Origin of the sequence: Neobacillus niacini (genome assembly GCF_019749295.1) — a bacterium.
Taxonomy (GTDB): Bacteria; Bacillota; Bacilli; order Bacillales; family Cytobacillaceae; genus Neobacillus; species Neobacillus niacini_D.
Genome location: NZ_JACWFG010000014.1, coordinates 13,942 through 38,486, shown reverse-complemented (window position 1 = coordinate 38,486; position 24,545 = coordinate 13,942). Strand labels below are relative to the sequence as shown.

General features: G+C 39.0%; 22 protein-coding genes and 4 tRNA genes. 2 read left to right on the top strand and 24 right to left on the bottom strand.

All coding sequences use genetic code 11. From position 1 onward, the window contains the following. Positions 1–2 precede the first annotated feature (2 nt). From yycF to H0184_RS19675, 7 genes are all read right to left on the bottom strand, one after another. The gene (yycF, locus tag H0184_RS19705) at positions 3–713 is read right to left on the bottom strand and encodes a response regulator YycF (RefSeq protein WP_221827743.1); all 711 of its coding nucleotides are present in this window, start codon (positions 711–713) and stop codon (positions 3–5) included. Between the two features lie 164 nt (positions 714–877). Then, the gene (locus H0184_RS19700; protein WP_221827742.1) at positions 878–2,338 is read right to left on the bottom strand and encodes a M23 family metallopeptidase; all 1,461 of its coding nucleotides are present in this window, start codon (positions 2,336–2,338) and stop codon (positions 878–880) included. A gap of 391 nt (positions 2,339–2,729) precedes the next feature. Next, positions 2,730–2,802, bottom strand: a tRNA-Phe gene (locus tag H0184_RS19695). A gap of 7 nt (positions 2,803–2,809) precedes the next feature. Further along, positions 2,810–2,886: transfer RNA gene (locus tag H0184_RS19690), tRNA-Asp, on the bottom strand. A 71-nt stretch (positions 2,887–2,957) separates the two neighbouring features. Beyond that, positions 2,958–3,029, bottom strand: a tRNA-Glu gene (locus tag H0184_RS19685). Positions 3,030–3,062: 33 nt separating this feature from the next. Then, positions 3,063–3,138, bottom strand: a tRNA-Lys gene (locus tag H0184_RS19680). 130 nt (positions 3,139–3,268) lie between these two features. Next, positions 3,269–4,561 (bottom strand): adenylosuccinate synthase, encoded by a 1,293-nt coding sequence (locus H0184_RS19675; protein ID WP_221827741.1) that lies wholly within the window; start codon positions 4,559–4,561, stop codon positions 3,269–3,271. Positions 4,562–4,756: 195 nt separating this feature from the next. On the opposite strand from H0184_RS19675, the gene H0184_RS19670 reads away from it, so the two are divergent. Then, complete coding sequence (locus tag H0184_RS19670) at positions 4,757–5,659, top strand: nuclease-related domain-containing protein (RefSeq protein ID WP_221827740.1); 903 nt, start codon at positions 4,757–4,759, stop codon at positions 5,657–5,659. Between the two features lie 277 nt (positions 5,660–5,936). On the opposite strand, the gene dnaB is transcribed toward H0184_RS19670, so the two are convergent. The 11 genes from dnaB to H0184_RS19615 form a co-directional block, all read right to left on the bottom strand. Next, positions 5,937–7,286 carry a replicative DNA helicase gene (gene dnaB, locus H0184_RS19665; protein ID WP_221827739.1) on the bottom strand — a complete coding sequence of 450 codons (1,350 nt, stop codon included), beginning with the start codon at positions 7,284–7,286 and terminating at the stop codon, positions 5,937–5,939. Positions 7,287–7,473: 187 nt separating this feature from the next. Continuing rightward, positions 7,474–7,923, bottom strand: coding sequence for a 50S ribosomal protein L9 (gene rplI, locus H0184_RS19660; protein WP_221827738.1), 450 nt, complete (start codon positions 7,921–7,923; stop codon positions 7,474–7,476). Then, positions 7,920–9,893, bottom strand: coding sequence for a DHH family phosphoesterase (locus H0184_RS19655; RefSeq protein ID WP_221827737.1), 1,974 nt, complete (start codon positions 9,891–9,893; stop codon positions 7,920–7,922). Before H0184_RS19655 ends, rplI begins: the two co-directional genes overlap by 4 nt. Before the next feature lie 23 nt (positions 9,894–9,916). Next, positions 9,917–10,864: a YybS family protein gene (locus H0184_RS19650; RefSeq protein WP_221827736.1), complete on the bottom strand. Its 948-nt coding sequence runs from the start codon at positions 10,862–10,864 to the stop codon at positions 9,917–9,919. Positions 10,865–11,029: 165 nt separating this feature from the next. Continuing rightward, on the bottom strand, positions 11,030–11,272 hold the full coding sequence (gene rpsR / locus H0184_RS19645) for a 30S ribosomal protein S18 (protein ID WP_221827735.1): 243 nt from the start codon (positions 11,270–11,272) through the stop codon (positions 11,030–11,032). A gap of 54 nt (positions 11,273–11,326) precedes the next feature. Further along, positions 11,327–11,866 carry a single-stranded DNA-binding protein gene (gene ssb / locus H0184_RS19640; RefSeq protein ID WP_221827734.1) on the bottom strand — a complete coding sequence of 180 codons (540 nt, stop codon included), beginning with the start codon at positions 11,864–11,866 and terminating at the stop codon, positions 11,327–11,329. Between the two features lie 66 nt (positions 11,867–11,932). Beyond that, complete coding sequence (rpsF, locus tag H0184_RS19635) at positions 11,933–12,220, bottom strand: 30S ribosomal protein S6 (RefSeq protein WP_045519104.1); 288 nt, start codon at positions 12,218–12,220, stop codon at positions 11,933–11,935. A 486-nt stretch (positions 12,221–12,706) separates the two neighbouring features. After that, positions 12,707–13,807 carry a redox-regulated ATPase YchF gene (gene ychF / locus H0184_RS19630; RefSeq protein WP_221827733.1) on the bottom strand — a complete coding sequence of 367 codons (1,101 nt, stop codon included), beginning with the start codon at positions 13,805–13,807 and terminating at the stop codon, positions 12,707–12,709. 165 nt (positions 13,808–13,972) lie between these two features. Continuing rightward, entirely contained in the window at positions 13,973–15,970 is a 1,998-nt protein-coding gene (locus tag H0184_RS19625; protein ID WP_221827732.1) for a molybdopterin-dependent oxidoreductase, read from the bottom strand. Between the two features lie 74 nt (positions 15,971–16,044). Beyond that, positions 16,045–16,242 carry a DUF951 domain-containing protein gene (locus H0184_RS19620; protein WP_095247385.1) on the bottom strand — a complete coding sequence of 66 codons (198 nt, stop codon included), beginning with the start codon at positions 16,240–16,242 and terminating at the stop codon, positions 16,045–16,047. Positions 16,243–16,257: 15 nt separating this feature from the next. Beyond that, positions 16,258–17,142: a mechanosensitive ion channel family protein gene (locus H0184_RS19615; protein ID WP_221827731.1), complete on the bottom strand. Its 885-nt coding sequence runs from the start codon at positions 17,140–17,142 to the stop codon at positions 16,258–16,260. 220 nt (positions 17,143–17,362) lie between these two features. Between H0184_RS19615 and yyaC the strand changes: the two genes are divergently transcribed. Continuing rightward, entirely contained in the window at positions 17,363–17,980 is a 618-nt protein-coding gene (yyaC, locus tag H0184_RS19610; protein WP_221827730.1) for a spore protease YyaC, read from the top strand. Positions 17,981–18,037: 57 nt separating this feature from the next. Here yyaC and H0184_RS19605 read toward each other — a convergent pair whose 3' ends face one another. From H0184_RS19605 to mnmG, 6 genes are all read right to left on the bottom strand, one after another. Continuing rightward, a complete protein-coding gene (locus H0184_RS19605) occupies positions 18,038–18,763 on the bottom strand; it encodes a DUF554 domain-containing protein (protein WP_221827729.1) in 726 nt (241 codons plus the stop codon). A gap of 251 nt (positions 18,764–19,014) precedes the next feature. Further along, positions 19,015–19,872: a ParB/RepB/Spo0J family partition protein gene (locus H0184_RS19600; protein WP_221827728.1), complete on the bottom strand. Its 858-nt coding sequence runs from the start codon at positions 19,870–19,872 to the stop codon at positions 19,015–19,017. After that, a complete protein-coding gene (locus tag H0184_RS19595) occupies positions 19,865–20,626 on the bottom strand; it encodes a ParA family protein (protein WP_221827727.1) in 762 nt (253 codons plus the stop codon). Before H0184_RS19595 ends, H0184_RS19600 begins: the two co-directional genes overlap by 8 nt. A gap of 268 nt (positions 20,627–20,894) precedes the next feature. Continuing rightward, positions 20,895–21,635: a nucleoid occlusion protein gene (gene noc / locus H0184_RS19590; protein ID WP_396953608.1), complete on the bottom strand. Its 741-nt coding sequence runs from the start codon at positions 21,633–21,635 to the stop codon at positions 20,895–20,897. A 279-nt stretch (positions 21,636–21,914) separates the two neighbouring features. After that, positions 21,915–22,631 carry a 16S rRNA (guanine(527)-N(7))-methyltransferase RsmG gene (gene rsmG, locus H0184_RS19585; protein ID WP_221827725.1) on the bottom strand — a complete coding sequence of 239 codons (717 nt, stop codon included), beginning with the start codon at positions 22,629–22,631 and terminating at the stop codon, positions 21,915–21,917. A 24-nt stretch (positions 22,632–22,655) separates the two neighbouring features. Next, positions 22,656–24,545, bottom strand: a complete 1,890-nt coding sequence (gene mnmG / locus H0184_RS19580) for a tRNA uridine-5-carboxymethylaminomethyl(34) synthesis enzyme MnmG (protein WP_221827724.1) — start codon at positions 24,543–24,545, stop codon at positions 22,656–22,658.

Genomic DNA, 24,545 nt, shown 5'->3' with positions numbered 1-24,545 from the left:
AACTACTCCTGATCTGGGTTACGTAAATAGTAGCCCACTCCTCTGCGGGTGACAATCCACGTTGGATGGCTTGGATTATCTTCAATCTTTTCACGTAAACGGCGGACGGTAACATCTACTGTTCGAACATCTCCAAAATAGTCATATCCCCACACTGTTTGCAGCAGGTGTTCTCTAGTCATTACCTGTCCGATGTGCTTGGCAAGATAGTAGAGAAGCTCAAATTCACGATGTGTCAGTTCAATGGTTTCTCCTCGTTTTGAAACGACATATGCATTTGGATGGATCGTAAGTGAACCAATTTCGATTTCATTTGTTTCAACTTCCTCATCACTTTGAGAGGTAACAACTTGATGGCGGCGGAGGTTCGCTTTTACCCTGGCAATCAATTCTCTCGTGCTAAACGGCTTGGTTACATAATCATCTGCACCTAGCTCGAGGCCTAATACCTTATCTATTTCTGAATCTTTAGCTGTCAGCATAATAATTGGCATATCATATTTCTTACGGACTTCACGACATACTTCCATTCCATCTTTTAATGGAAGCATAATATCTAAGAGAATTAAGTCTGGCTGTATCTCTTCTACCATCACGAGAGCTTCGTTTCCATCATAAGCGCTGTAAACATCGTAACCCTCTTTTTTTAAGTTAAATTGCAATATATCCGCAATCGGCTTTTCATCATCCACTACGAGAATTTTCTTTTCCATATACCCATTGCTCCTTTTTTTAAAAAAATCTATTGATAATGATTAAATGGCATTTCTACTCTAGTTTACTTTACCATGGTTTCTGTTGTAATTCATCTATTAGTAGTATTTAACACCAAAAGAGCCTCTAGTACTAGTAGAGACTCTTTTAAAAAAATGTTGAATTATTGATGTACATAGTTTAACGGATTTTGAAGGGCTCCATTTTTGTAAACTTCAAAATGCAAGTGAATTCCAGTTGAATCCCCAGTCGTGCCCATAATACCAATGGCTGAACCTTGTGAAACTGTCTGTCCAACACTTACAGAGATAGATGAAAGGTGAGCATATACCGTGCGCAAGCCATTTTGGTGATCTATAACAACTTTATTACCATAGCCGCCATCATAGCCAGCAGATACAACCTTACCATTATCAGCTGCTTTTATTGTTCTATCGCTAGGTCTAGCAATATCAATTCCTTTATGGTTTTTACCCCATCGATAACCTTGCTTACTTGAAATATAGCCTCCTACTGTTGGCCATGCAAGGTTTCCAGTACCGCGAGAAGGAATAACCTTTGTTCCTTTAACCACAATATGATTAACTGGTTGAGTAAGTACAACCTCACTAGTTATTTCACTGCTAATTGTTGTTCCATTAAGTGTAGAAACTCGGTAGTTAACAGAGCGTTCTCCATTTTTACCTTCTTGCTGAATTTTGGTTTCGCCCTTTGGCATGTTCGCATCATCTACTGTTTCATTTGCAAATGCAATCGGCTCTTTTTTATTTTCTTCTTTATCGACAATAATTTCAAGATATGGCTTTAATGCAGTAACATTAACCTCTTGTCCAACTTTCACAACAGTGTCTTCTTTAAGGCCAGGATTTAATGCTAAAAATTCATTTAATTTTAATCCATGATTATTAGCAATTGTTCCTAGAACATCGCCCTGCTGGACTACGTATTTCTTTTCTTCTAACGTACCCTTTTGTAAAAAGGTAACAGCTTCTTCAACTGACATAATTTTATCTGGCGAAACTTTTTCTAAATCAAATGAAACATTTTTTGATGCTCTTACGTCTAAAATACGAGTCTCATTTTCCTTCAGTGGTGGTAACTGTGCTGACTGTGCAGTTTTTCTAGTCTCTAACTCATCTAATTGAGCTTGAGTGACATAGGTAAGTTTCAGTTTATTCATAACTTCCTCCGCACGATCTTTGTTTTCTAAGAAAACAACTGGCTTTCCTTCAATAATGATGGAGGAAGCTTCAGCCTGAAGTTGGATTACACTCTCAAGGTCTTGAACTGTTTTTGTATCATTTGCTGTGGAATGAAAAACCTGTTCTTTTATGTACTCAATATCTGAGCCAAATTCTACGTTTAAATCCTTGGTGGCTTCTTTAAACTCAGCCGCTTTTTCTTCGACAATTTTTTCGACAACCACTTTATCAGAAACTGTGCCTATATATTGTTGATCATGGTAAACATGGTATACAGTCGTTAACTTAAATGTTCCTGCAGCACTTGCTGACATGCTGCTAAATACGAGAGCAGAAGCCGCAAACGCTGTCATAACAGCAGTTTTTAAAGATTGTTTTTTCTTTAATTTACTTGATTTTATTCCTTTATTAAAAAATAACATTGGAACCTCCTAAATTACGGAAACAACTCTCTTAATCTAGTACTTTATAACCACAAAAGAAATTTCCCTCTTTTCCTACTTTATAACTTTATCATAAATTCAATTTAAATAACGATTAGTCTTGATAATGTAACAAAATTGTATAATAGCTGACATTTTACTACATAGGTAGGAGTTCTTAGTGGAAGGGGTTTCATATGCTATTTATCCAATATCTATAGGGAAAACTTATTATACCAACGTTTCTAGTAGGTATTATCGTTTTACCAACTTCAACAAAATCAGACAAACCTCGACCAGTTTTAGTAAATATTTGGATGTTTTATTACAATAACATTTCACTTGTTACAAATAAAAAAGAAGCTTACATTTGTAAGCTTCCTCTTTATAATGGCTCAGGACGGAATCGAACCGCCGACACAAGGATTTTCAGTCCTTTGCTCTACCGACTGAGCTACTGAGCCATATGTATGGCGGTCTGGACGGGACTCGAACCCGCGACCTCCTGCGTGACAGGCAGGCATTCTAACCAACTGAACTACCAGACCAAATTTTTATAGTATTGATCGTCAGCAAGAAGACCGGACTTGCCAATCACTTGCCAACAATCAAATGCCAATGACCCCTACGGGATTCGAACCCGTGTTACCTCCGTGAAAGGGAGGTGTCTTAACCACTTGACCAAGGGGCCATATGTTAACTATTATCTTCTATTGAAGATAAATGGTGAGCCATGAAGGACTCGAACCTTCGACCCTCTGATTAAAAGTCAGATGCTCTACCAACTGAGCTAATGGCTCGTACAAAACTTGTCTTGTTTGTGACGACGCTTTTTATAATAGCACGGCATATACAAATAGCGCAATACTTTTTTGAAAAAACTTTAAATAAAAAAATTAAAGCCCTCTGTTAAGTGAGGGCTTTATGTGATTAAATTTGTCTCCAAGGGCTGCGGACTACATTCGTTTGGTTACGATCTGGTCCTACTGAGAAAGTGGTTAACGGTATTCCCGTAAGCTGGGTCACTCTTTCAACATAATGACGCGCGTTTACAGGCAATTCATCTAGTGACTTAACTCCTGTAATATCTTCACTCCAGCCAGGAAGTTCCTCATACACAGGTTCACATTCCGCTAAAACCTTAAGGCTTGCAGGGTACTCTGTGATTAGTTCATCCTTGTATCGATATGCCGTACAGATTTTTACCGTTTCGAGACCTGACAATACATCAATAGAGTTCAAAGATAGATCTGTTAATCCGCTGACACGGCGTGCGTGACGTACCACAACGCTGTCAAACCAGCCAATTCGGCGCGGGCGTCCAGTGGTTGTTCCATACTCACGGCCAACTTCCCGGATTTGGTTCCCGATTTCATCATGTAATTCAGTTGGGAACGGTCCGTCTCCTACACGTGAAGTATAGGCTTTACAAACACCGACAACATGAGTAATTTTTGATGGACCAACACCAGATCCAATCGTAACGCCTCCAGCGACTGGGTTAGAAGAGGTTACGAACGGGTAAGTACCTTGGTCAATATCGAGCATAACACCCTGAGCACCTTCGAATAGAACACGTTTCCCCTCATCCAAAGCATCATTTAATACAACAGAAGTATCGCAGACATACTGTTTAATTTGCTGTCCATATTCAAAATACTCGTCTAGAATTTCTTCTTTTGTGAAGCCTGTAGTCTCATAAATACGTTCAAATAAACGATTCTTTTCAGCTAAATTACGCTCCAGCTTTTCTTCAAAAACATCACGCTCAAGAAGGTCAGCAATTCTGATGCCAACGCGCGCCGCTTTATCCATATAAGCAGGGCCAATTCCTTTTTTAGTGGTTCCAATTTTATTAGCACCCTTGCTTTCTTCCTCAACTACATCAAGCTTTAGGTGATAAGGAAGGATTACATGTGCACGGTTGCTGATGCGAAGATTATCCGTTGTAATTCCCTTTTCATGTAAATAAGCAAGCTCTGCCACAAGTGCCTTCGGATCCACAACCATACCATTGCCAATTACACAGATTTTTTCTTTATAAAAAATTCCAGATGGAATTAAGTGCAATTTATATGTTTCTCCGTTGAATTTAATTGTGTGTCCTGCATTATTTCCACCTTGATAACGAGCGATTGCCTCTGCATTCTCAGAAAGAAAATCGGTAATTTTACCCTTTCCTTCGTCTCCCCATTGTGTACCAACTACCACTACTGACGTCATATAGGCACCTCCAAATTAAATACACTTTTCTATTTCCACACACAAGTTTAACAATATATATAGGTAAAAGTCAACAAAACACGAACGATTTATATTAAGTTATTAAAATATGTTCGTAAAATATTGATTTATGATTCTAGCTTGTAATGGTTAGGGACTTTCCATAAAATAGATATTATAGAGAGGAAGTGTTATATGGTTTTTAAAGAGAGGCCTGAACCACTGGGATTAGTACTTACTCACTTTTTAAATGCTAGAATGAAGCTGACTGAGGATGAACAAAAACATTATTGGACAATTAAAAAAGGGTATGAAGGTGAGGTAAGAAGTGATACATGGCTGAAAAACCTTACTGATTCGTGGCTGGTTCTACATGATTTATTACTTGAATATAATCAATCCATTTTCCAAATTGATACGTTAATTATTGCTTATGAGAAAGTTTATATATTAGATGTGAAAAACTTTGAAGGAGACTACGCTGTTAAAGATGATAAATGGTATAATCCCGCAGGAGTTTTGCAAAAGAACCCTTTACACCAACTAGAACGCTGCGAAACCTTACTTAACAAATTGCTGCTAGAATTGGGATACCCATATACGATTGAATCTTATCTAATCTTCAATAACCCCGAGTTCCATTTATATATCCCCACAATCCACTCTGCTATTATTTTTCCAACACAGCTAAATCGCTTTTTGAAAAGGCTAAATTCTAAGCCCGTACCACTAAGTAAAAAACATTACCAATTAGCCAAACAATTAGAGAGCCTTCACAAAATTGAATCACCCTATCCGAGATTGCCTTCATACACCTTTGAAGAGTTAAGGAAAGGAGTTATTTGTCACAACTGTAAAGCCTTTTTAACTGATGGAACACTGATATGTAAGAAGTGTGGATGTATAGAGGATGCAGAAGCCGCTATTTTAAGAAGTTTAAATGAATTTCGTTTACTTTTTCCAGATAATAAAATTACAGTTGATACTATTTATGACTGGTGTGGTTCTATAAAGTCAAAAAAGGTAATTCGACGAGTACTTTCTAAAAACTTTGTTCTCCTAGACAAAGCCAGGGCCTCTCACTATGTGGAAAAATAGGTATCGTTCCCTCTATTACTTCTTTCTACTGCTCAAGGGAACGATTCTCCTGGTATCGTTCCCTCTGTTACTTCATTTCACAGCCTAAGGGCATGATTCTCCTGGTATCGTTCTCTCTGTTACTTCATTTTACTGCCCAAGGGCATGATTCTCCTGGTATCGTTCCCTCTGTTACTTTATTTTACTGCTCAAGGGCACGATTCTCCTGGTATCATCCCTTAATATTACCCTTTTTAGAAAAACCAAAAAAGCCCAGCCAAAGGCTTGGCTGAGCTCTCTATGCACTCGGATCGTATCGGGTCTCCAAGTTTACGAATTTATTGTATTCTTTTACAAAGGCTAGAGAAACGGTGCCTGTTGGGCCGTTACGCTGCTTTGCGATGATGATTTCGATGATGTTTTTATTCTCGGACTCTTTATCGTAGTAATCATCACGATATAAGAAGGCTACAATATCGGCATCCTGCTCAATCGAACCGGATTCACGGATATCAGACATCATTGGACGCTTATCCTGACGCTGCTCGACACCACGTGACAGCTGAGACAGTGCAATAACCGGAACCTGCAGCTCACGGGCTAATTGCTTAAGGGAACGGGAAATCTCAGATACTTCCTGCTGGCGGTTCTCGCCGGAACGGCCGCTTCCTAAGATAAGCTGTAAGTAATCGATCAAGATCATTCCTAAGCCATGCTCTTGCTTTAGACGGCGGCATTTGGAGCGAATATCACTGATTCTTACCCCTGGAGTATCGTCAATAAAGATACCTGAGTTAGAAAGTGCACCCATTGCCATCGTCAGCTTGCCCCAGTCATCATCGGTCAGAGAGCCTGTACGAAGACGCTGCGCGTCTATATTGCCCTCAGAACACAACATACGCATAACCAGCTGTTCGGCACCCATCTCAAGACTGAAAATCGCAACATTTTCACCGGTCTTAATGGCGACGTTTGAGGCGATATTTAAGGCAAAAGCCGTTTTACCAACGGAAGGACGGGCTCCAACGATAATTAAATCATTACGCTGGAAACCTGCGGTCATTCTGTCTAGCTCAGCAAATCCTGTGGAAATACCGGTAATCTCTCCAACACGGTTATGCATTTCTTCAATATTGTCATACGTACGAACAAGGACGTCTTTAATATTATGGAAGGCACCGGCATTTTTTCGCTGAGCAACTGCGAGAATATTTTTCTCCGCTTCACTTAATAATGCTTCCACTTCGTCTTCACGGGAATAACCATCAGAAGCAATTTCAGTAGCTGTACGAATTAATCTTCGGAGTAAAGACTTTTCTTCTACGATTCTAGCATAATACTCAATATTGGCTGCTGTTGGGACAGAGCTTGCCAAATCACTTAAATAGCTGACTCCGCCAGTATCTTCAATTAGCTTTGCTGCTGCTAATTCCTCTGTTACTGTGACAAGGTCAACTACTTTTCCTTCGTCGTTCAGTTTCAACATCGCATTGTATATCTTTTGGTGGGCCGCACGATAGAAATCTTCTGGTATTAAAATTTCGGAAGCTACCGTTAATGAAGAAGGCTCTAAAAATATAGCACCTAATACGGCTTGTTCAGCTTCAATATTTTGAGGCGGCAGTCGATCTGCATATAAATCGCTCATCTATCAAAACCTCCTATTTTTGAAGAGGATAAATTATATTTTAATAGTTTCTAAAACTAATTATGTCCAAAATGAAGAAAAGTGACCAGCCTCAACCGATCACATCACTAACTTAGGAAAAAGTGAACTTTCCTTTTTCCTTAACTTTTATTATTTTAACATGTTTATCTAAAATTTGAACTGGAAATTACTTTACTTCTTTTACATGAACGGTTAAAGTTGCTAAAACCTCATGATGAAGCTTAACCGGAACCTTTGTGTGGCCAAGGGTGCGAATGGCATCAGATAATTCCATTTTACGTTTATCAATTTTAATTCCGTGTTTCTTTTGAAGCTCTTCTGCAATTTGCTTTGTCGTAATGGAACCAAATAGGCGGCCGCCTTCACCAGCTTTTGCAGATAGCTCTACAGTGATTTTTTCTAACTGTTCGCCTAGCTTTTTAGCTTCAGCAAGCTCTTCTGCCGCACGTTTGTCTTCCTTTTTCTTCTGGCCCTCGAGTGTACTGATATTTGTATTATTTGCCTCAATTGCAAGGCCCTGCTTAATTAAGAAATTATGGGCATAGCCATCAGCAACATTCTTTACTTCACCTTTTTTTCCTTTTCCTTTTACATCTTTCAGAAAAATTACTTTCATTCTTTTTTCCCACCTTCGAAATAATCTTCAATTGCAAGTTTTAATTGTCTTTCTGCTTCTGTTATGGATATCCCCGTCAGTTGAGTGGCCGCATTGGTTAAATGACCGCCGCCTTGAAGTTTTTCCATAATGACTTGAACATTTACGTTGCCAAGCGATCTCGCACTAATCCCAATTAGTCCCTCGCTGCGTTTTGCAATAACAAAGGAGGCTGCGACACCATCCATTGTCAGGAGTGTATCCGCTGCTTGGGCAAGTAATACTTGATCATGCAGTTCGCCTTCATCGCCTTTTGCTATCGCAATACCATCACGATAAAAAAGAACCGATTCAATTAACTTAGCCCTTTTAATATAGGTATCAACACTTTCCTTTAAAAACTTCTGAACTAAAATGGTGTCTGCGCCTTGACCCCTTAAATAGGAGGCAGCATCGAAGGTTCTTGCCCCTGTTCGTAAGGTAAAGCTTTTTGTATCCACCACAATTCCCGCGAGCAGTGCAGTTGCTTCTATCATTTCTATTTTACCGCGTTTTGGCTGGTATTCAAGAAATTCGGTTACAAGTTCCGCTGTAGAAGAAGCATATGGCTCCATATAAACAAGAACTGGATTTTCAATGAATTCTTCCCCGCGGCGATGGTGGTCAATTACCACTACATTATCAATTTTATTTAGAAGACGTTCTTCAATGACCAGTGCAGGCTTATGAGTATCAACAATGACCAGCAGTGTTTTTTCTGTGGAAATTTCAAGTGCCTCTTCTGGACCAATAAATCGTGAGAATAATTGCTCCTGCTGACGAATTTCCCCCATGAGTCTATGCACAGCGCCATCCATTTCCTGAAAGTTTAAAACTATGTAGGCATCTTTTTGATTCATTTGTGCGACCTTGTAAATACCGATAGACGAACCAATAGAGTCCATATCTGGATTTTTATGACCCATAATAATTACTTTATCACTAGCCGTAATTAAATCCTTTAATGCATGCGAAATAACGCGTGCACGTACTCTTGTCCGTTTTTCAACCGGATTGGTTTTACCGCCGAAAAATTTCACTTTGCCATTCGGGTGTTTAATAGCCACTTGATCACCGCCTCTTCCAAGAGCAAGATCCAGGCTTGATTGTGCTAATACACCTAGTTCAGGCAGTGAAGGCGTCCCAGCACCCACTCCAATACTAAGGGTAAAGGAGATATTTTGTTTAGATGTCATTTCTCTCATTTCATCTAGAACAGTAAACTTTTCTTTCTCCAAGAGCTGCAGGATGGCTTCGTTGAAAACAGCAATAAATCGTTCTGATGATATCCTTTTAAGAAAGATCCCGTTGTCTTGAGCCCACTTATTTAAGGTTGAAGTAACCATATTGTTAATACTTCCACGCATTTGGTCATCCATGCCCTGCGTCAGCTCATCATAATTATCTAAAAAGATAACGGCAATAACGGTTCTTTCATCATGATATAACTTTTCAATTTCTTTTTGTTCTGTAACATCAAAAAAGTACAGGAGCTTTTCCTCACTTTTCAGAATTACACGAAATTTCCGCCCATGAAGTGTAATAATTTCTGTGCCAACCTCTTGCTTAATTACCGGTATCAACGTATCAGCAATTTCATAAAGTGACTTTCCAATAAGGGTGTCTTCATCAAAATAAGAGGAGAGAAATGGATTCGTCCACTCTATAAAATAATCATCATTGATGAGCATAATTCCGATTGGCATTTCCATCAATGCTTCTTCGCCTACCCGTTTTACTCGGTAAGAAAGGGTAGAGATATAATCTTCCATCTCTTTTCTTTGGCTGGAATCGATGACTAACATATAGTACAACGGCGGGATAATGAGAAATAAACCAACCAAGCTGAGGATCCAATTATAGTAGGCCAGGACAATGAGCAGCACCACTGTAATGCCTATTAGCCCGTAAAAAGGGTAACGAATCGAGCGCTTTTCAATAAATGCAGGCAATTTTTTCAGCTCCTAAACAGTAGTCATCTCTCTTTTTTAATAAAGCCCTTTCGTAAATCAAAGCCTAAGTCAATTATACCTAATATCCCTATAATATAAAGGAAAATTGGAATTAGAAAAGCGACAATACCTATTGTAATAGATATAGCTTTTGAAATACCCTTTTTGTCAAAATAGTAAAACATAAATGTATATCCTTGCAGGACCATAAGGAATTGCAGGATGTATGTCATATTAATAATGGCCATATACCAGAAGGTACCTTCTTCCGGGTTCATAAACATACTTAATAGCAGCGTTAAGAGAAAGTAATATAATAAACTTTTTGGCAATGAGATCTCTTTAAAGCTTTTCCACTTTTCAACCTTAATACCAAATCTTTTAATGATTGGGAAGGATACAAGCTGCATGATAAATACGATAAAAAACGAAGATAGAACGAATAACGTTGGGATTAGCGTCTTAATTAGATTTAATCCATTATTAAATTGCTCCAACAGCTTTTCCGAATCTTGTGCATTTCCGAAGTTCTTTAGTAAATCAGCTGAAACGTTGAGCGATTCCCTCATCAATTCAATCATTTCAGTAATCATATCCACTTCAAAAAGAACAATACTAGTCACATAAATGATAATTAAGTTAATTAAAAAAACAAGGGTTCCCGCAATAAATAAAACACCCATATTCTTCTGTCTTTGAATTAAGTAACCGATTACAGCACCTGTTGTACCATAAGCAAGTGCTAATGGAAGGGACATAACACTTCCTACAATGAATGATAGAAGAAGGGAGGCAACGATAAAAACAAAAATACTTTTCCCATCATTTTTTGCTGTAAATAGCATAAACGGTACAGCTAAAAATAAATTCACCACCATGCCGAGAAACGGGACATAGATCGTCAGTAATAATAAAACAGCAAAAGCTGCTAAAAGGATAGCTCCTTCAGTTAATTTACGAACATTCTTCACTACTTCACCCCAATTATTTCAAAAAAACCCTATTCCTTAATTTTAGCCAGTTACGCTCTCCTATTCAACAAATCTGCAAGATAAAATAAAAAGACAGCAAGGGATTAACCCCAGCTGCCTTATACTTTTTATTCTAGCTTTAAGCGCCAAGGCGCTTACGCTTTATTATTCACCTGCAACGAATGGTAATAATGCCATTTGACGTGCACGTTTGATTGCAACAGTTAGTTTACGCTGATATTTAGCGCTTGTACCAGTTACACGACGTGGTAAAATCTTTCCACGTTCAGAGATGAACTTTTTAAGTAAATCAACCTCTTTATAATCGATGCGAGTGATACCATTTGCTGTAAAATAGCACACTTTACGGCGCTTCGCGCGTCCGCCTTTACGTCCTCCACCTGCCATGAAAATTTCCCTCCTTTATTGCTGTTTATTTAAATCACTGTTAAAAGTTCACTTTTAAAATGGTAAGTCATCATCGGAGATGTCAATCTGACCGTTACCTGCGAACGGATCATCATCCACTTTAGTAAAACCTTTGTTATTGTTGTTATTGCCTTGATATTGGCGTTGTTGATTCTGATTCTGATTGCCGCCGCCATAAGGATTTCCTTGCGGTTCCCTTGGTGGTGCACCGAAGTAATCATTGTCGCTTCTTCCGCCACCGCCGCCAGAAGCATTTTTAGGCTCAAGAAATTGAACACTTTCTGCCTGGACTTCAGTAACGTATACACGCTTACCATCTTGTCCCTCATAGTTGCGGGTTTGAATCCGGCCATCTACACCTGCAAGACTGCCCTTCTTCAAGAAGTTAGCCACATTTTCAGCAGGTTTTCGCCAAACAACACAATTAATAAAGTCTGCTTCACGCTCACCTGACTGACTAGAAAACGGACGGTTAACCGCTAATGTAAAGGTAGCAACAGGAACCCCATTTGGTGTATAACGCAAATCAGGATCTTTTGTTAAACGGCCGACAAGAACGACACGATTCATCATCAGAATCAACTCCTTTTCTTTTGGTGAATGTTTCATGTGAAACATTCAGACCAAAATATATTTATATTAAGCTTCTTCTTTAATTACTAAATGGCGAATGATATCTTCGCTGATTTTCGCAAGACGAGAAAATTCTTGTACCGCGTCAGCTGAAGATGTAGTTTTTACGATTTCGTAATAACCATCACGGAAATCGTTGATTTCGTAAGCTAAACGACGCTTACCCCAATCTTTTGTCTCAGCAGTTTCCGCACCGTTTTCAAGAAGAATTCCGTTGAAACGCTCTACAAGAGCCTTTTTCGCTTCGTCTTCAATGTTTGGGCGGATGATGTACATGATTTCGTACTTATTCATCACAGTCACCTCCTTTTGGTCTAAACGGCCCATTTGGGCAAGGAGCAATTATTCATTACTCACAAGTTAAGATTTTATCATAGTTATTAGTGAAAAGCAAGGTTGTTCACTATTTCTATATTTTTACTTGGGCTGTGTTAAGAGGTTTCTGTTGATTTGCGCTCCACTAAGGAATGCTTCTTGGTTAAGCTTCGCAGGGACAGGCGGTCTTTGCCTGTCACGAGGCACTTCGCTTTCCGCAGGCGTTGCGGTGAGCCTCCTCGGCGCAAGCGCCTGTGGGGTCTCACCTGCTCCGTACTCCTGCAGGACATTGATTTACTTCCCTGAATCTACCCACGCACGAAGAAAATGCGATAGCATTTTCGAGGAGTCTTCGTGCCTTCCGCACAAATCAACAGGGTGCCAATAACTAATTTAGCTTTTACACTGCCTTTGTGTTAAAAGTCTTCCCATATAAAAAGCCTTGCAAACGCAAGGCTGATTGTTTTAAACATTGAAACGGAAGTGAATAACATCTCCATCTTTTACTACATAATCTTTTCCTTCTAGACGAACCTTACCAGCCTCTTTCGCAGCATTATGGCTTCCTGCAGCTAATAAATCATCGTATGAAACTGTTTCTGCACGAATAAATCCGCGTTCGAAATCAGAGTGAATGATTCCCGCACATTGTGGAGCTTTCATGCCATGTCTAAACGTCCAAGCGCGTACTTCCTGTACACCAGCTGTAAAATATGTCGCTAAACCAAGCAAGTTATAAGCAGCACGGATTAATTGGTCAAGTCCAGACTCTTCAATTCCAAGCTCTTCAAGGAACATTTGCTTTTCTTCGCCTTCGAGTTCAGAAATTTCCTCTTCAATCTTTGCACAAACCACAATTACTTCTGCATTATCTGCAGCAGCAAACTCACGAACCTTTTGAACATATTCATTTCCAGATGGATCCGCGATATCATCTTCACCCACATTTGCCACATAAAGAACTGGCTTAATCGTTAACAGATGAAGCATCTTTGCAATTTTCATTTGTTCATCAGTAAATTCAACCGTCCGCGCTGGTTTTTCTGCTTCAAAGGCATCGCGAAGCATAGAGAGTACTTCAAACTCAGCTGCAGCGTCTTTATCCTTTTGCTTAGCTAGTTTTTCCACACGGCTGATCCGTTTTTCCACAGATTCCATGTCCGCAAGAATTAACTCTAAGTTAATTACTTCAATATCTGAAATCGGATCAACCTTACCAGATACATGGGTAATGTTATCATCTGCGAAGCAGCGAACAACCTGACAAATTGCATCTACCTGACGGATGTGAGAAAGGAATTTGTTCCCCAGCCCTTCACCTTTACTCGCACCTTTTACAATTCCCGCGATATCGGTAAATTCAAATGCTGTTGGAACGGTCTTTTTCGGCTGCACGAGTTCAGTCAATTTAGTTAGACGGTGATCCGGCACCTCGACAATTCCTACGTTTGGATCAATTGTACAGAATGGATAGTTCGCTGATTCAGCTCCAGCCTGTGTAATTGCATTAAATAAAGTAGACTTACCAACATTCGGCAGACCTACAATCCCTGCTGTTAATGCCATAACTTTCACTCCTCTAAAAATCAAATCTATTTTAATAAATAATGTCCGTTAATTTTAAAAAGCCTCTCACAATTATAGGCATTAGCCCGTAAAAAGACAAGCAAAGAAAAGTGGAAGCTCTAGACACGTAAGATAGAAAAGAAAAACTGCCGCTAAAAGCAGCAGTTAGTTTATTTTTTCAATATTCACCAAGCAATCATACAAGGTACTTCCTAGACCATTATCTGATTCTCTGCTTGAGGTTAAAGCATTTACAGACCCGCCAAATTTTTTCCAAATTCCTTCATCAATATTTATCGTATTAGGATGTGCCTTTGGCAAAATGGAAAGCTGTCCTTTTACTTCTCCCCGATCATTCCATACTCTCACATAATCACCAGTCTTTAGGTTTTTACTGGCTGCAATGTCTTCGGATACCTCTATCTTAAGCTGAGGAGCTTTAGAGTAAAGATGATAATTTTGAGAATGGTTTGACCGTAAAGGATGGATGGTTAATAGGCTATATGGGTAATTCTCCGCAAGTTCGGGGTTGTTCCATTTGGATTCTTCCGGAACAGCCAATGTCAACTTACCTTCTTCACCCTTATCCATGGTTGTAAACTCATATTTCCCAGAAGCTGTTTTGAATTTAAAATCATGCCATGGAACATACTTAACAGGTAACTCAAGAGTTCCTCTCTCTTTAAGTTCCACTAATGTTTTCCCTTTTTCAGCTAAAGACTGAAGTGACAAATTCAGCAACTGCTCTCTTGAAGAGTTAAAAACATCACCAAATCCGAGTCTCTGTGCCAGCTGTGTCCAAATCCATAAATCAGATTTTGCTTCCCCTGGAGCTGAAACGAATTTTGGACCATAATTGACGTAGTGATGATACATGGAGGAATAATAAATATCCTCTTCCTCAAATGAAGTGCCAGTTGGCAGAACATAATCTGCCAAAGCTGCTGTATCCGTCATAAACTGATCAATTACAACAAGTGTTGAAACAGATGAAAAGGCCTTTTCTACAAGTGTTGAATCCGGAACCTGTGTGAGAGGATTGCCGCAGGTAACGATAATCATCTCTATTATTGGATCAACCGCAGCAAGTACTTCCTCAGCCTGTCTCATAATTGAAAACTGTCTATGGCTGCTCCTTCGGTCACTCATCGTTAAATTAGCAACATCAAAGCTTTGACCTACTTGAAGATTGGCATAGTTGGCTCCACCGCCAGAAATTCCTATATTACCACTTACAGCCACAAGGGCGTCAATTAGACGGATGGTATTCCCGCCGTTCTTATATCGCTGGAGTCCAAGCCCCATAAACGTTGAAGTTGGTTTATCTGCATAGATATTTGCAAAAGAGCGGATTATTTCAATTGGTACTTCCGTCATTTCACTAATTTCTTCTAAAGAAATACCATCAACAAGATTTTCTAAATCCTCAAATCCCTGTGAATGGTGAAGAATAAAGTTACGATCTTCCATCCCTAATCGGAGGATTTCTTTGATAATCCCAACTGCTAATAAACCATCCATTCCAGGTTTTATTGATATATATTCGTCTGCTATTTTTGCAGTTGCGTTAAACATTGGATCAATAACATAAATCTTTGCTCCGTTTTTCTTCGCTTCCAATAGTTTTTCGTAAAAGTGCATATTGGTCCGTGCGACATTTCTTCCCCAGATAATAATGTTTTTACTTTCTAGCACATCCTCTGGTTCATGACCATAAGCGTCACCAAAATCCCATTTTTGAGCCTCAATTCCTGCACCCCAGCAAAGTGAACCATAAAGTTCCGTGACACCGCCATACATATTAAAAAAGCGTTGATCTAAATTTTTCAGTATCCCATTATTCGAATAATCATGACTGTGAAGGACAGCTGTTGAACCATGCTGTTCTTTAATTTCCATCATTTTGTGAGATATCTCATCAAGAGCTTGCTCCCATGAAATTTGTTTAAATTCTCCGTTTACCTTTTTTAAAGGATACAAAATTCGCTCCGGAGAATTGGTCCTAGTTTCAAGCATTCTTCCTCTGCCGCAGATTTTTCCCTTTGTGATTGGGTGGGAAGGATCACCTTCCACTTTTACTACTTTATTATTATCTACCGTTACAAGAAGACCGCAGCTATCCCAGCAGTTCAAAGGACATGCTGATTTGATCACCTCAGCCAAATTCTCCACCCCCAAAATCATCTATCTACTTTTTTAATAGGATAATATAATTAAGCAAAAAAAAGAAGCTTGAACTACTGTTCATGCTTCACCAATATTTTCTTCATTTTCCTTGAAAATTCACGTCTTGGAATCATCACGCTATGATCGCAGCCCTCGCACTTAATCCGAATGTCCATCCCCATGCGAATGATTTTCCAGCGATTTGTTCCACAGGGATGCTGCTTTTTCATCTCAACGACATCATTTAACCCAAATTCTTTTTCTTCCATTGAATACCTCTCCTTTTAAACACTAGGTTCATTGATATTTCCAGAATTCTTTGAGTACATGACCATACGTGGATATGGAATTTCAATACCATGCGCATCTAAACATTCTTTCACATCTCTCTTGATGTTCCTTGTAACTCCAGCATGCTTCATTGGCAGAGTTTCTGCAACAATTCTTAAAACTACCTCTGAAGGTCCTAAGGTTTGAACGCCTAAAAGCTCAGGTGCTTTCGTAAGTTCTTCGTAACGTTCCGGCATTTTTTCAAGCAAATCCCTTATAACGTTTTGTGTCTTTTCAATATCTTCTTCATATGCAACAGATATATCAATAATTGCTAAGCTGTTATTTAAGGAGAAGTTTGTAACCTGAACAATACTTCCATTCGGCAGAATATGTACTTCTCCTGTCCAGCTTTTCAGCTTGGTGGTGCGCAGACCAATCGTTTGAACAGTTCCTTCAAATTGGTCAATCCTCACGTGGTCACCAACTGAGAATTGGTCCTCAAAAATAATAAAGAATCCCGTAATAACATCTTTGACAAGACTCTGAGCACCAAAACCAACAGCCAGTCCAACAACCCCAGCTCCAGCAATCAGCGCTTTTACGTCAATCGTTAAAACAGAAAGAATCATCATAAAAGAAATAAAATAGACTACATATGTAAGAACATTATCTAGAAGCTTTGCTAGTGTTTCTTCTCTTCGCTCTGAAGTCTTTAAAGGAGAGCGAGTTCTTATTTTGAAAACATTATCGATGGCTATACTTCCTAATTTGATCAGTATTTTAGCCACGATCATAATGGCAATGATCTTTAGCAGCCCTTCCCCCATTGCGAGCCACGTATCTTCATTTTGGAATTTATCAACAAATCTCTGAATAATTCTTTCAGTAGAACTCATCCCATCACCCTTTCCCTAAACCAATTCAATCCTCTTATACGTTAAGTTTTCTTTTTATCTTATAGTAGTGTGAAATATTCATTTTTTCAACTGGAATATCTTCAATTGACTATGTATAGATTTTCATAATTTTCCGTATACTGTTAAAAAGAAATACAGAAACGGCTTGCTTGGGTGCTCCAAGCCAGACAAAAGCATGCACAAACCGAGGAGTGTACTTATGAATCTTAGACCAAGTTTCTTGGATAGGAAGGCAAATACAGGGCGAATACTCCATGATGATTTTCAAGCTGTTGACAATCTTTCAATGGAATTAATCAGATTCCTTCCCAGGAATGCGGAGCGTCCCATTGTATTTGTTTGTATCGGAACTGATCGCTCAACTGGAGATTCTTTAGGACCCCTTGTTGGATCGTTTTTAGAGGAAAAGGACATTTCTTCCTTCTACGTGTACGGTACACTTGATGAACCTATTCATGCTGTGAATCTTACTGAACGTTTAAAAGAAATTACAATAAAACACCATAACCCTTATATTATTGGGATTGATGCCTGTTTAGGCAGAATGAAAAATGTTGGTATCATTCAGGTAGGTGACGGCCCAGTTAAACCTGGCGCTGGAGTAAACAAAGAACTCCCTGCTGTCGGAGATATTCATATTACCGGTATTGTTAATGTCAGCGGGTTTATGGAGTTTTTTGTTTTACAAAATACTCGCCTTAATCTAGTAATGAAAATGGCAAAAACCATTGCAAATGGAATTTATCAAGCAAGTATTCTCCATTCAAAAGGAAGACTGCAAGAATTAACACAGCAAGAGCAGAAAAAAACCAATTAAAGGAGCAATCTGGAATACATCCACTTGCTCCTTTAATTTTCACAAATACTGTAAGTACTATAAATATAAATTATAAAGATAGAGAATCGTAACGATAAATCCTGTCACAACAATAGCAGGGAGGAGGTTTGCTACTTTAATTTTTACTAATCCTGTTAGATTTAGGCCAATAGCAAAAATCATAACACCGCCTGTTGCTGTCATTTCAACAATGAATTGATCCATCAGTAACTGAGGTATAAAGGTATTAATCTGGGTGGCAAATAAAGCAATAATTCCTTGATAAAGCATTACGGGAATGGCTGAAAAAATAACGCCAATTCCAAGGGTCGTCGTTAAAATAATAGAAGTGAACCCATCTATTAGCCCTTTTGTATACAAAACATCGTGATCACCCCGGATGCCGCTGTCAAGTGCTCCTATTATTGCCATGGCGCCAATAACAAAGATCAAGGTTGCTGTCACGAATCCCTCTGCAATACTGCCTTTTCCTGCACTTTTTCCGTTAGAATCCATTTTCTTTTCCAGCCAAAGGCCAAGTTGATTGAGCCTTTCCTCCAATTGCATGAGTTCTCCAAAAACAGCTCCCAAAACCAAGCTTATTATCACAATTAGAAAATTCTCACTCTTTAATCCCATTTGCAGTCCTAGGACAATCACTGATAAGCCTATTGCGTACATAACCGTTGTTTTCATGCTATCAGGAATTCGGTTCAAAAGCCTGCCAATCAGTACTCCGATTATGATTAATACACCATTTACAAGCGTTCCTAATAAAAACATTCTATTCACCTATTCTTCGAAACTCGAAATTTATAATAGTATTAAACTATCATCTTTTTGTGTTGTTGGAAAGTTATTTTTTAAAAAAAAGCTATGTTAAAAGGGGCTGTTGATTTGTGCTCCAGGCGGTTCGGGAAGCCTCCTCAGTCCCGTCCTCCTGCAGGAGTCTCGCGCCTTCCGCACAAATCAACAGGGTTCTCAATCAAAATTCACCTTTAACACAGCAAAAAAATAAACCATCCAATGATGGTTTAATATGATTCTTCCTTACTCAGCATTTCTAAGAGTCGTTCTAGGTCTTCTTGAGAGAAGAATTCGATTTCGATTTTACCTTTGTTTTTTGATGTTTTTATATTTACTGTTGTTCCGAATCGCTCACGAAGGGAGTGTTCACGCTCCTGGATAAATACATCCTTTTTCTTTTCAGGCTTTTTTGTTTCACGTGGAACATTTTCATTTAACTGTTGAATGAGCTTTTCCAACTGGCGGACATTTAATGATTCTTGAATAATCTTATCTACTAAAGCTGGCAGCTTAGCCTTTTGACGTAAACCCAATAGTGCTCGTCCATGACCCATTGAGATTTTATCAGTTGAAATTAACTCTTGAATTTTAGGAGGAAGAGAAAGCAGTCGAATATGATTGGCAACATGCGGCCGGCTTTTCCCTAAACGCTTCGCTACCTCTTCTTGAGTGAATTTTAACTTTTCCATCAGCGTTTGGTATGCCTGACCCTCTTCGATGGGGTTCAAGTCTTCCCGCTGCAGGTTTTCCAGTACTGCTAATTCCATCATTTGCTGTTCTGTTAACTCTCTGACAACAGCTGGAACAGTAGCTAATTTGGCTTCCTTTGCTGCCCGAAAACGTCTTTCCCCGACTACAATTTCATACCCTTTAATGCTTTTTCTTACCACAAGAGGCTGAAGGATTCCATGTTCTAAAATAGAAGCTTTTAACTCATCAATGGCCTCTTGTTGAAATGTTTTCCTTGGCTGGTAAGGGTTCGGGCGCAATTCTTTTATACTAATTTCTTGGACAGTCTCTTCCTTATCAGCTTCAATATTTGTAAAAAATGCATTTATGCCTTTTTTTCCGAGACCTTTAGCCATTTGAGACCACTTCCTTTGCTAGATCTAAATAAACTTCTGCTCCACGAGATTTTGAATCATACGTAATAATTGGTTCGCCATGACTTGGAGCCTCACTTAGACGTACATTTCTTGGGATAATGGTTTTATATACTTTGTCTTGAAAGTACTTCTTAACTTCTTCTATAACTTGAATGCCTAAATTGGTACGGGCATCAAGCATCGTTAATAATACACCTTCAATTTTTAAATCTTGGTTTAAGTGTTTTTGCACTAGTCTAACAGTATTTAATAATTGACTTAAACCTTCTAAAGCATAATATTCACATTGAACAGGGATTAACACAGAGTCAGAGGCGGTTAAGGAGTTAAGCGTCAACAGTCCTAATGAAGGAGGACAATCAATGATAATATAATCAAATTGATCTTTGACTTCCTCAAGAGCACGCTTTAATCGGACCTCTCTAGAAATAGTAGGAACCAATTCAATCTCTGCTCCTGCAAGCTGAATTGTCGCTGGAATTGCATATAAATTCTCTACAGATGTTGCTTTAATAACATCCTTCGCTTCTACGTCATCTACTAAAACATCATATATGCATTGTTCTACATCTGCTTTGTCGATTCCAATTCCGCTTGTTGCATTCCCTTGTGGATCAATGTCTACTAATAAAACCTTTTTTCCAATGTATGCTAAGCAGGCGCCTAGATTGACAGAGGTCGTTGTCTTTCCAACTCCGCCCTTTTGATTCGCGATTGCAATGGTTTTGCCCACGATGTCACCCACCTGTTTCAAATAGATTCTTAACTTCTAATCATATAAACTAGTAATAACTTGTCATTTCAGCAAGCAAAAACTAGTAAAGTAAAATTCCATGCTATTTATTTTATCATGAAACTGAATTATTGTTATTTTTTTTCATAAAATAATAGTGAAGATTAGAAGTAAATACTACCATTATTTTACATCCTATATACTAATTCTGATAAATATAAAAATAAAAACCAAACTAATGACAGTCTGGTTCCATTTTATGAATATTTTATTTTTTCTTTGGTATTTTTATTGTGAATTGATAATACTCTTCAAATTCTTCTTCATGGGCGTCTAAATTAATACCATTGTCAGACACCATGGTTAATGATTGCCGTATAGTATTTACGGCAATTCTCATATCCTTACTAAAAGCTTTTCTTTTTGGCTTTGGCTTTTGGTTCTTTTCTTCCAACATCCGGGCAACTCTATCTTCTGTTTGCTTTACATTAAAATTTTTCTCGATAATATCTTGTAAAAGCATAACCTGTTTCTCTGGATCCTTAAGTGGAATAAGAGCTCTAGCGTGCCGTTCTGTAATCTCTTTATTAAGCAGTGATTCTTGAATAGGCTGTGGCAGCTTTAAAAGCCTAAGCTTATTAGCTACTGTTGACTGACCTTTACCGAGACGCTGTGCAAGTGCTTCTTGAGTTAAGTTATGCAGTTCAAGCAGCTTTCCATAGGCAATTGCCTCTTCAATCGGTGAAAGCTCTTCCCGTTGCAGGTTTTCAATTAAAGCAACTGAAGCAGTCTCAGTGTCTGAATAATTTTTTATAATTGCTGGAGCTTCATCCCAGCCGAGCTTTTTCATTGCGCGAAAACGTCGTTCCCCGGCAATAATTTCGTATTTTCCGTCAAACTGCCGCACGACAATTGGCTGAATGATTCCGTGAGTATGGATTGTTCGTGATAATTCCTCTATTTTTTCATCATCAAATACGGTTCGAGGCTGAAAACGGTTTGGAACAATACTGTCAATCGGAATCTTTTTAATTTCCTCATTTCTTGCAACGTCTAGCTCTTCGTCTAGCTCTTCGTCTAGCTCTTCATCTAGCTCCTTTTCAAGCTCTTTTTCTAGCTCAACCTTTTGATCTCCCTTTTCGCCGAGGCCAAAAAAGCGTGAAAACGAATTCTTCATCCCCAACACCACCTTTACGAAACTCCCTATTACTTATTTCGCTATTTAACTGTTATCTTCCTGCCAAAACCCGTTGTTTATTTAAACAAAAATAAACGGTCCTTGATACAATTACTCAATTGGCATTTTACCAGGTGTCCCTGGCTTTCGCGGGTATTTTTTTGGCGTTTGCTTTTCCTTTTTAATCACAAGGATATTTCTTTCACTTTCTTCAATTGGTAAAGTGAAGGTAAATTTTTGTTCAAGTTTTCCGCCAAGAGTTGTGATTGCCTTTTGACCTGCTGTTAATTCATCATTTGCATGAGCTGCTTTCATGGCAATGAAGTGGCCGCCCACTTTAACAAGCGGCAGACAGAGTTCACTAAGTACTGACATTCTAGCAACCGCTCTAGCAGTTACAAGATCATAAGACTCCCTGTGTGACGGATTAACCCCAAAGGTTTCAGCACGGTCGTGAATGAAATGGACCTTTTCCAATTTTAATACATTTGCTAAATGATTTAAAAAGGAAATTCTCTTATTTAGAGAGTCAACAATGGTCACCTCTAAATGAGGAAAGGCAATTTTTAATGGAATACTTGGAAATCCCGCACCTGCACCGACATCACAGAGATGCAGGGGCTGCGTGAAATCAAAATAAAAAGCAGCAGATATGGAATCATAGAAATGCTTTAAATACACATCACTTTGTTCGGTGATGGCAGTTAGGTTCATCTTCTCATTCCATTCGACCAAGGTATGAAAGTATTTCTCGAATTGATCTAGCTGCTCTTCGTTAAGGGTAATCCCCTTTTCAAGAAGCATAGCTTTGAATTGTTCAATGTTCATCAGCAAACTTCCTCTTTTGTAAAATTAGATATTACCTGTCCTAGCTACTCTTCCTTGTTCTAAATAGATAAGAAGGATTGAGATATCAGCTGGGTTTACGCCTGAGATTCTCGAAGCTTGTGCAAGGGATAACGGTTTGATTTGTTTTAAATTTTGCTTCGCTTCGTTTGCAAGTCCTGAAATGGCATCATAATCAATATTCTCAGGAATTTTCTTGTTTTCCATTTTCTTTAAGCGTTCGACCTGCTGCAATGACTTTTCAATATATCCTTGATATTTAATTTGAATTTCAACCTGTTCTTTAATATCTTGGTCTAAAACCTCTTCACTTGGTATTAAGCTTTCGATGTGTTCATAAGTCATTTCTGGCCGTTTTAGTAAATCAATAGCAAGAATACCATCCTTTAACTCACTGCCGCCAGTGCTTTTTATAAGCTCTTGAACTTCTTTTGAAGGCTTTATTCTAATGGAGGCTAGTCTTTCCTTTTCCGCTTCAACAGCAGCCTTCTTTGCCAAAAATCTTTGGTAACGGTCATCTGGAATGAGTCCAATGGAGCGCCCAATGTCAGTTAAGCGTAAATCTGCATTATCATGGCGCAATAGAAGACGATATTCTGCTCTTGAAGTCAATAAACGATACGGTTCACTGGTTCCTTTTGTAATTAAGTCATCTATAAGCACACCAATATAGGCATCGGAACGGCTTAGGATTAATGGTTCCTTTCCAAGTGCGTTCAGTCCGGCGTTAATACCTGCCATAATTCCTTGCCCAGCTGCTTCTTCATATCCTGATGTTCCATTAATTTGGCCTGCAGTATACAGGTTTTTAACAATCTTTGTCTCTAGTGTCGGCCAAAGCTGAGTCGGATCAATAGCATCATACTCAATGGCGTAACCAGATCTCATCATTTGGACATTTTCTAATCCTGGAATGGTCTTAAGGATTTGCTGCTGAACATCCTCAGGTAAACTTGTCGATAAACCTTGGACATATACTTCCTGCGTTTTTCTTCCTTCTGGCTCAAGGAAAATTTGATGACGCGGTTTGTCATTAAAACGAACCACCTTATCTTCAATGGATGGACAATAGCGTGGACCGGTTCCTTTTATCATCCCTGAGTACATGGGAGAACGATGAAGGTTTTGGTCAATTAACAAATGTGTTTGTTCATTAGTATACGTTAGCCAGCATGGCAGCTGGTCCGTAATATACTTGGTTGTTTCATAAGAGAATGCTCTCGGTACATCGTCTCCAGGCTGAATTTCTGTTTTGCTGTAATCAATGGTATGGCTATTAACACGCGGAGGAGTTCCTGTCTTAAAGCGGACTAACTCGAACCCCAGCTCCTCTAAATGCTCAGATAACTTAATGGATGGCTGTTGGTTGTTAGGACCGCTTGAATACTTTAATTCCCCGAGAATTATTTCGCCGCGAAGGTACGTACCAGTAGTGATGACCACTGTCTTAGCACGATAAATAGCACCTGTTTTTGTGATAACCCCAACACAGACGCCGTCCTCAACGATTAATTGCTCCACCATTCCTTGAAGAAGTGTAAGGTTTGGTGTTTCTTCAATCGTTCTTTTCATTTCATACTGATAATCAACTTTATCTGCCTGCGCGCGCAGTGCACGCACTGCAGGACCTTTACCTGTATTCAACATTCTCATTTGAATATAGGTTTTATCGATATTTCTTCCCATTTCGCCGCCAAGTGCATCTATTTCCCGGACAACAATTCCTTTTGCTGGTCCGCCGATTGATGGATTACATGGCATAAAGGCCACCATATCAAGGTTAATGGTGATCATTAATGTTTTAGCACCCATACGTGCCGCCGCGAGGCCAGCCTCACAGCCGGCATGTCCAGCACCAATGACCACAACGTCAAAATTACCTGCTTCGTATGACAT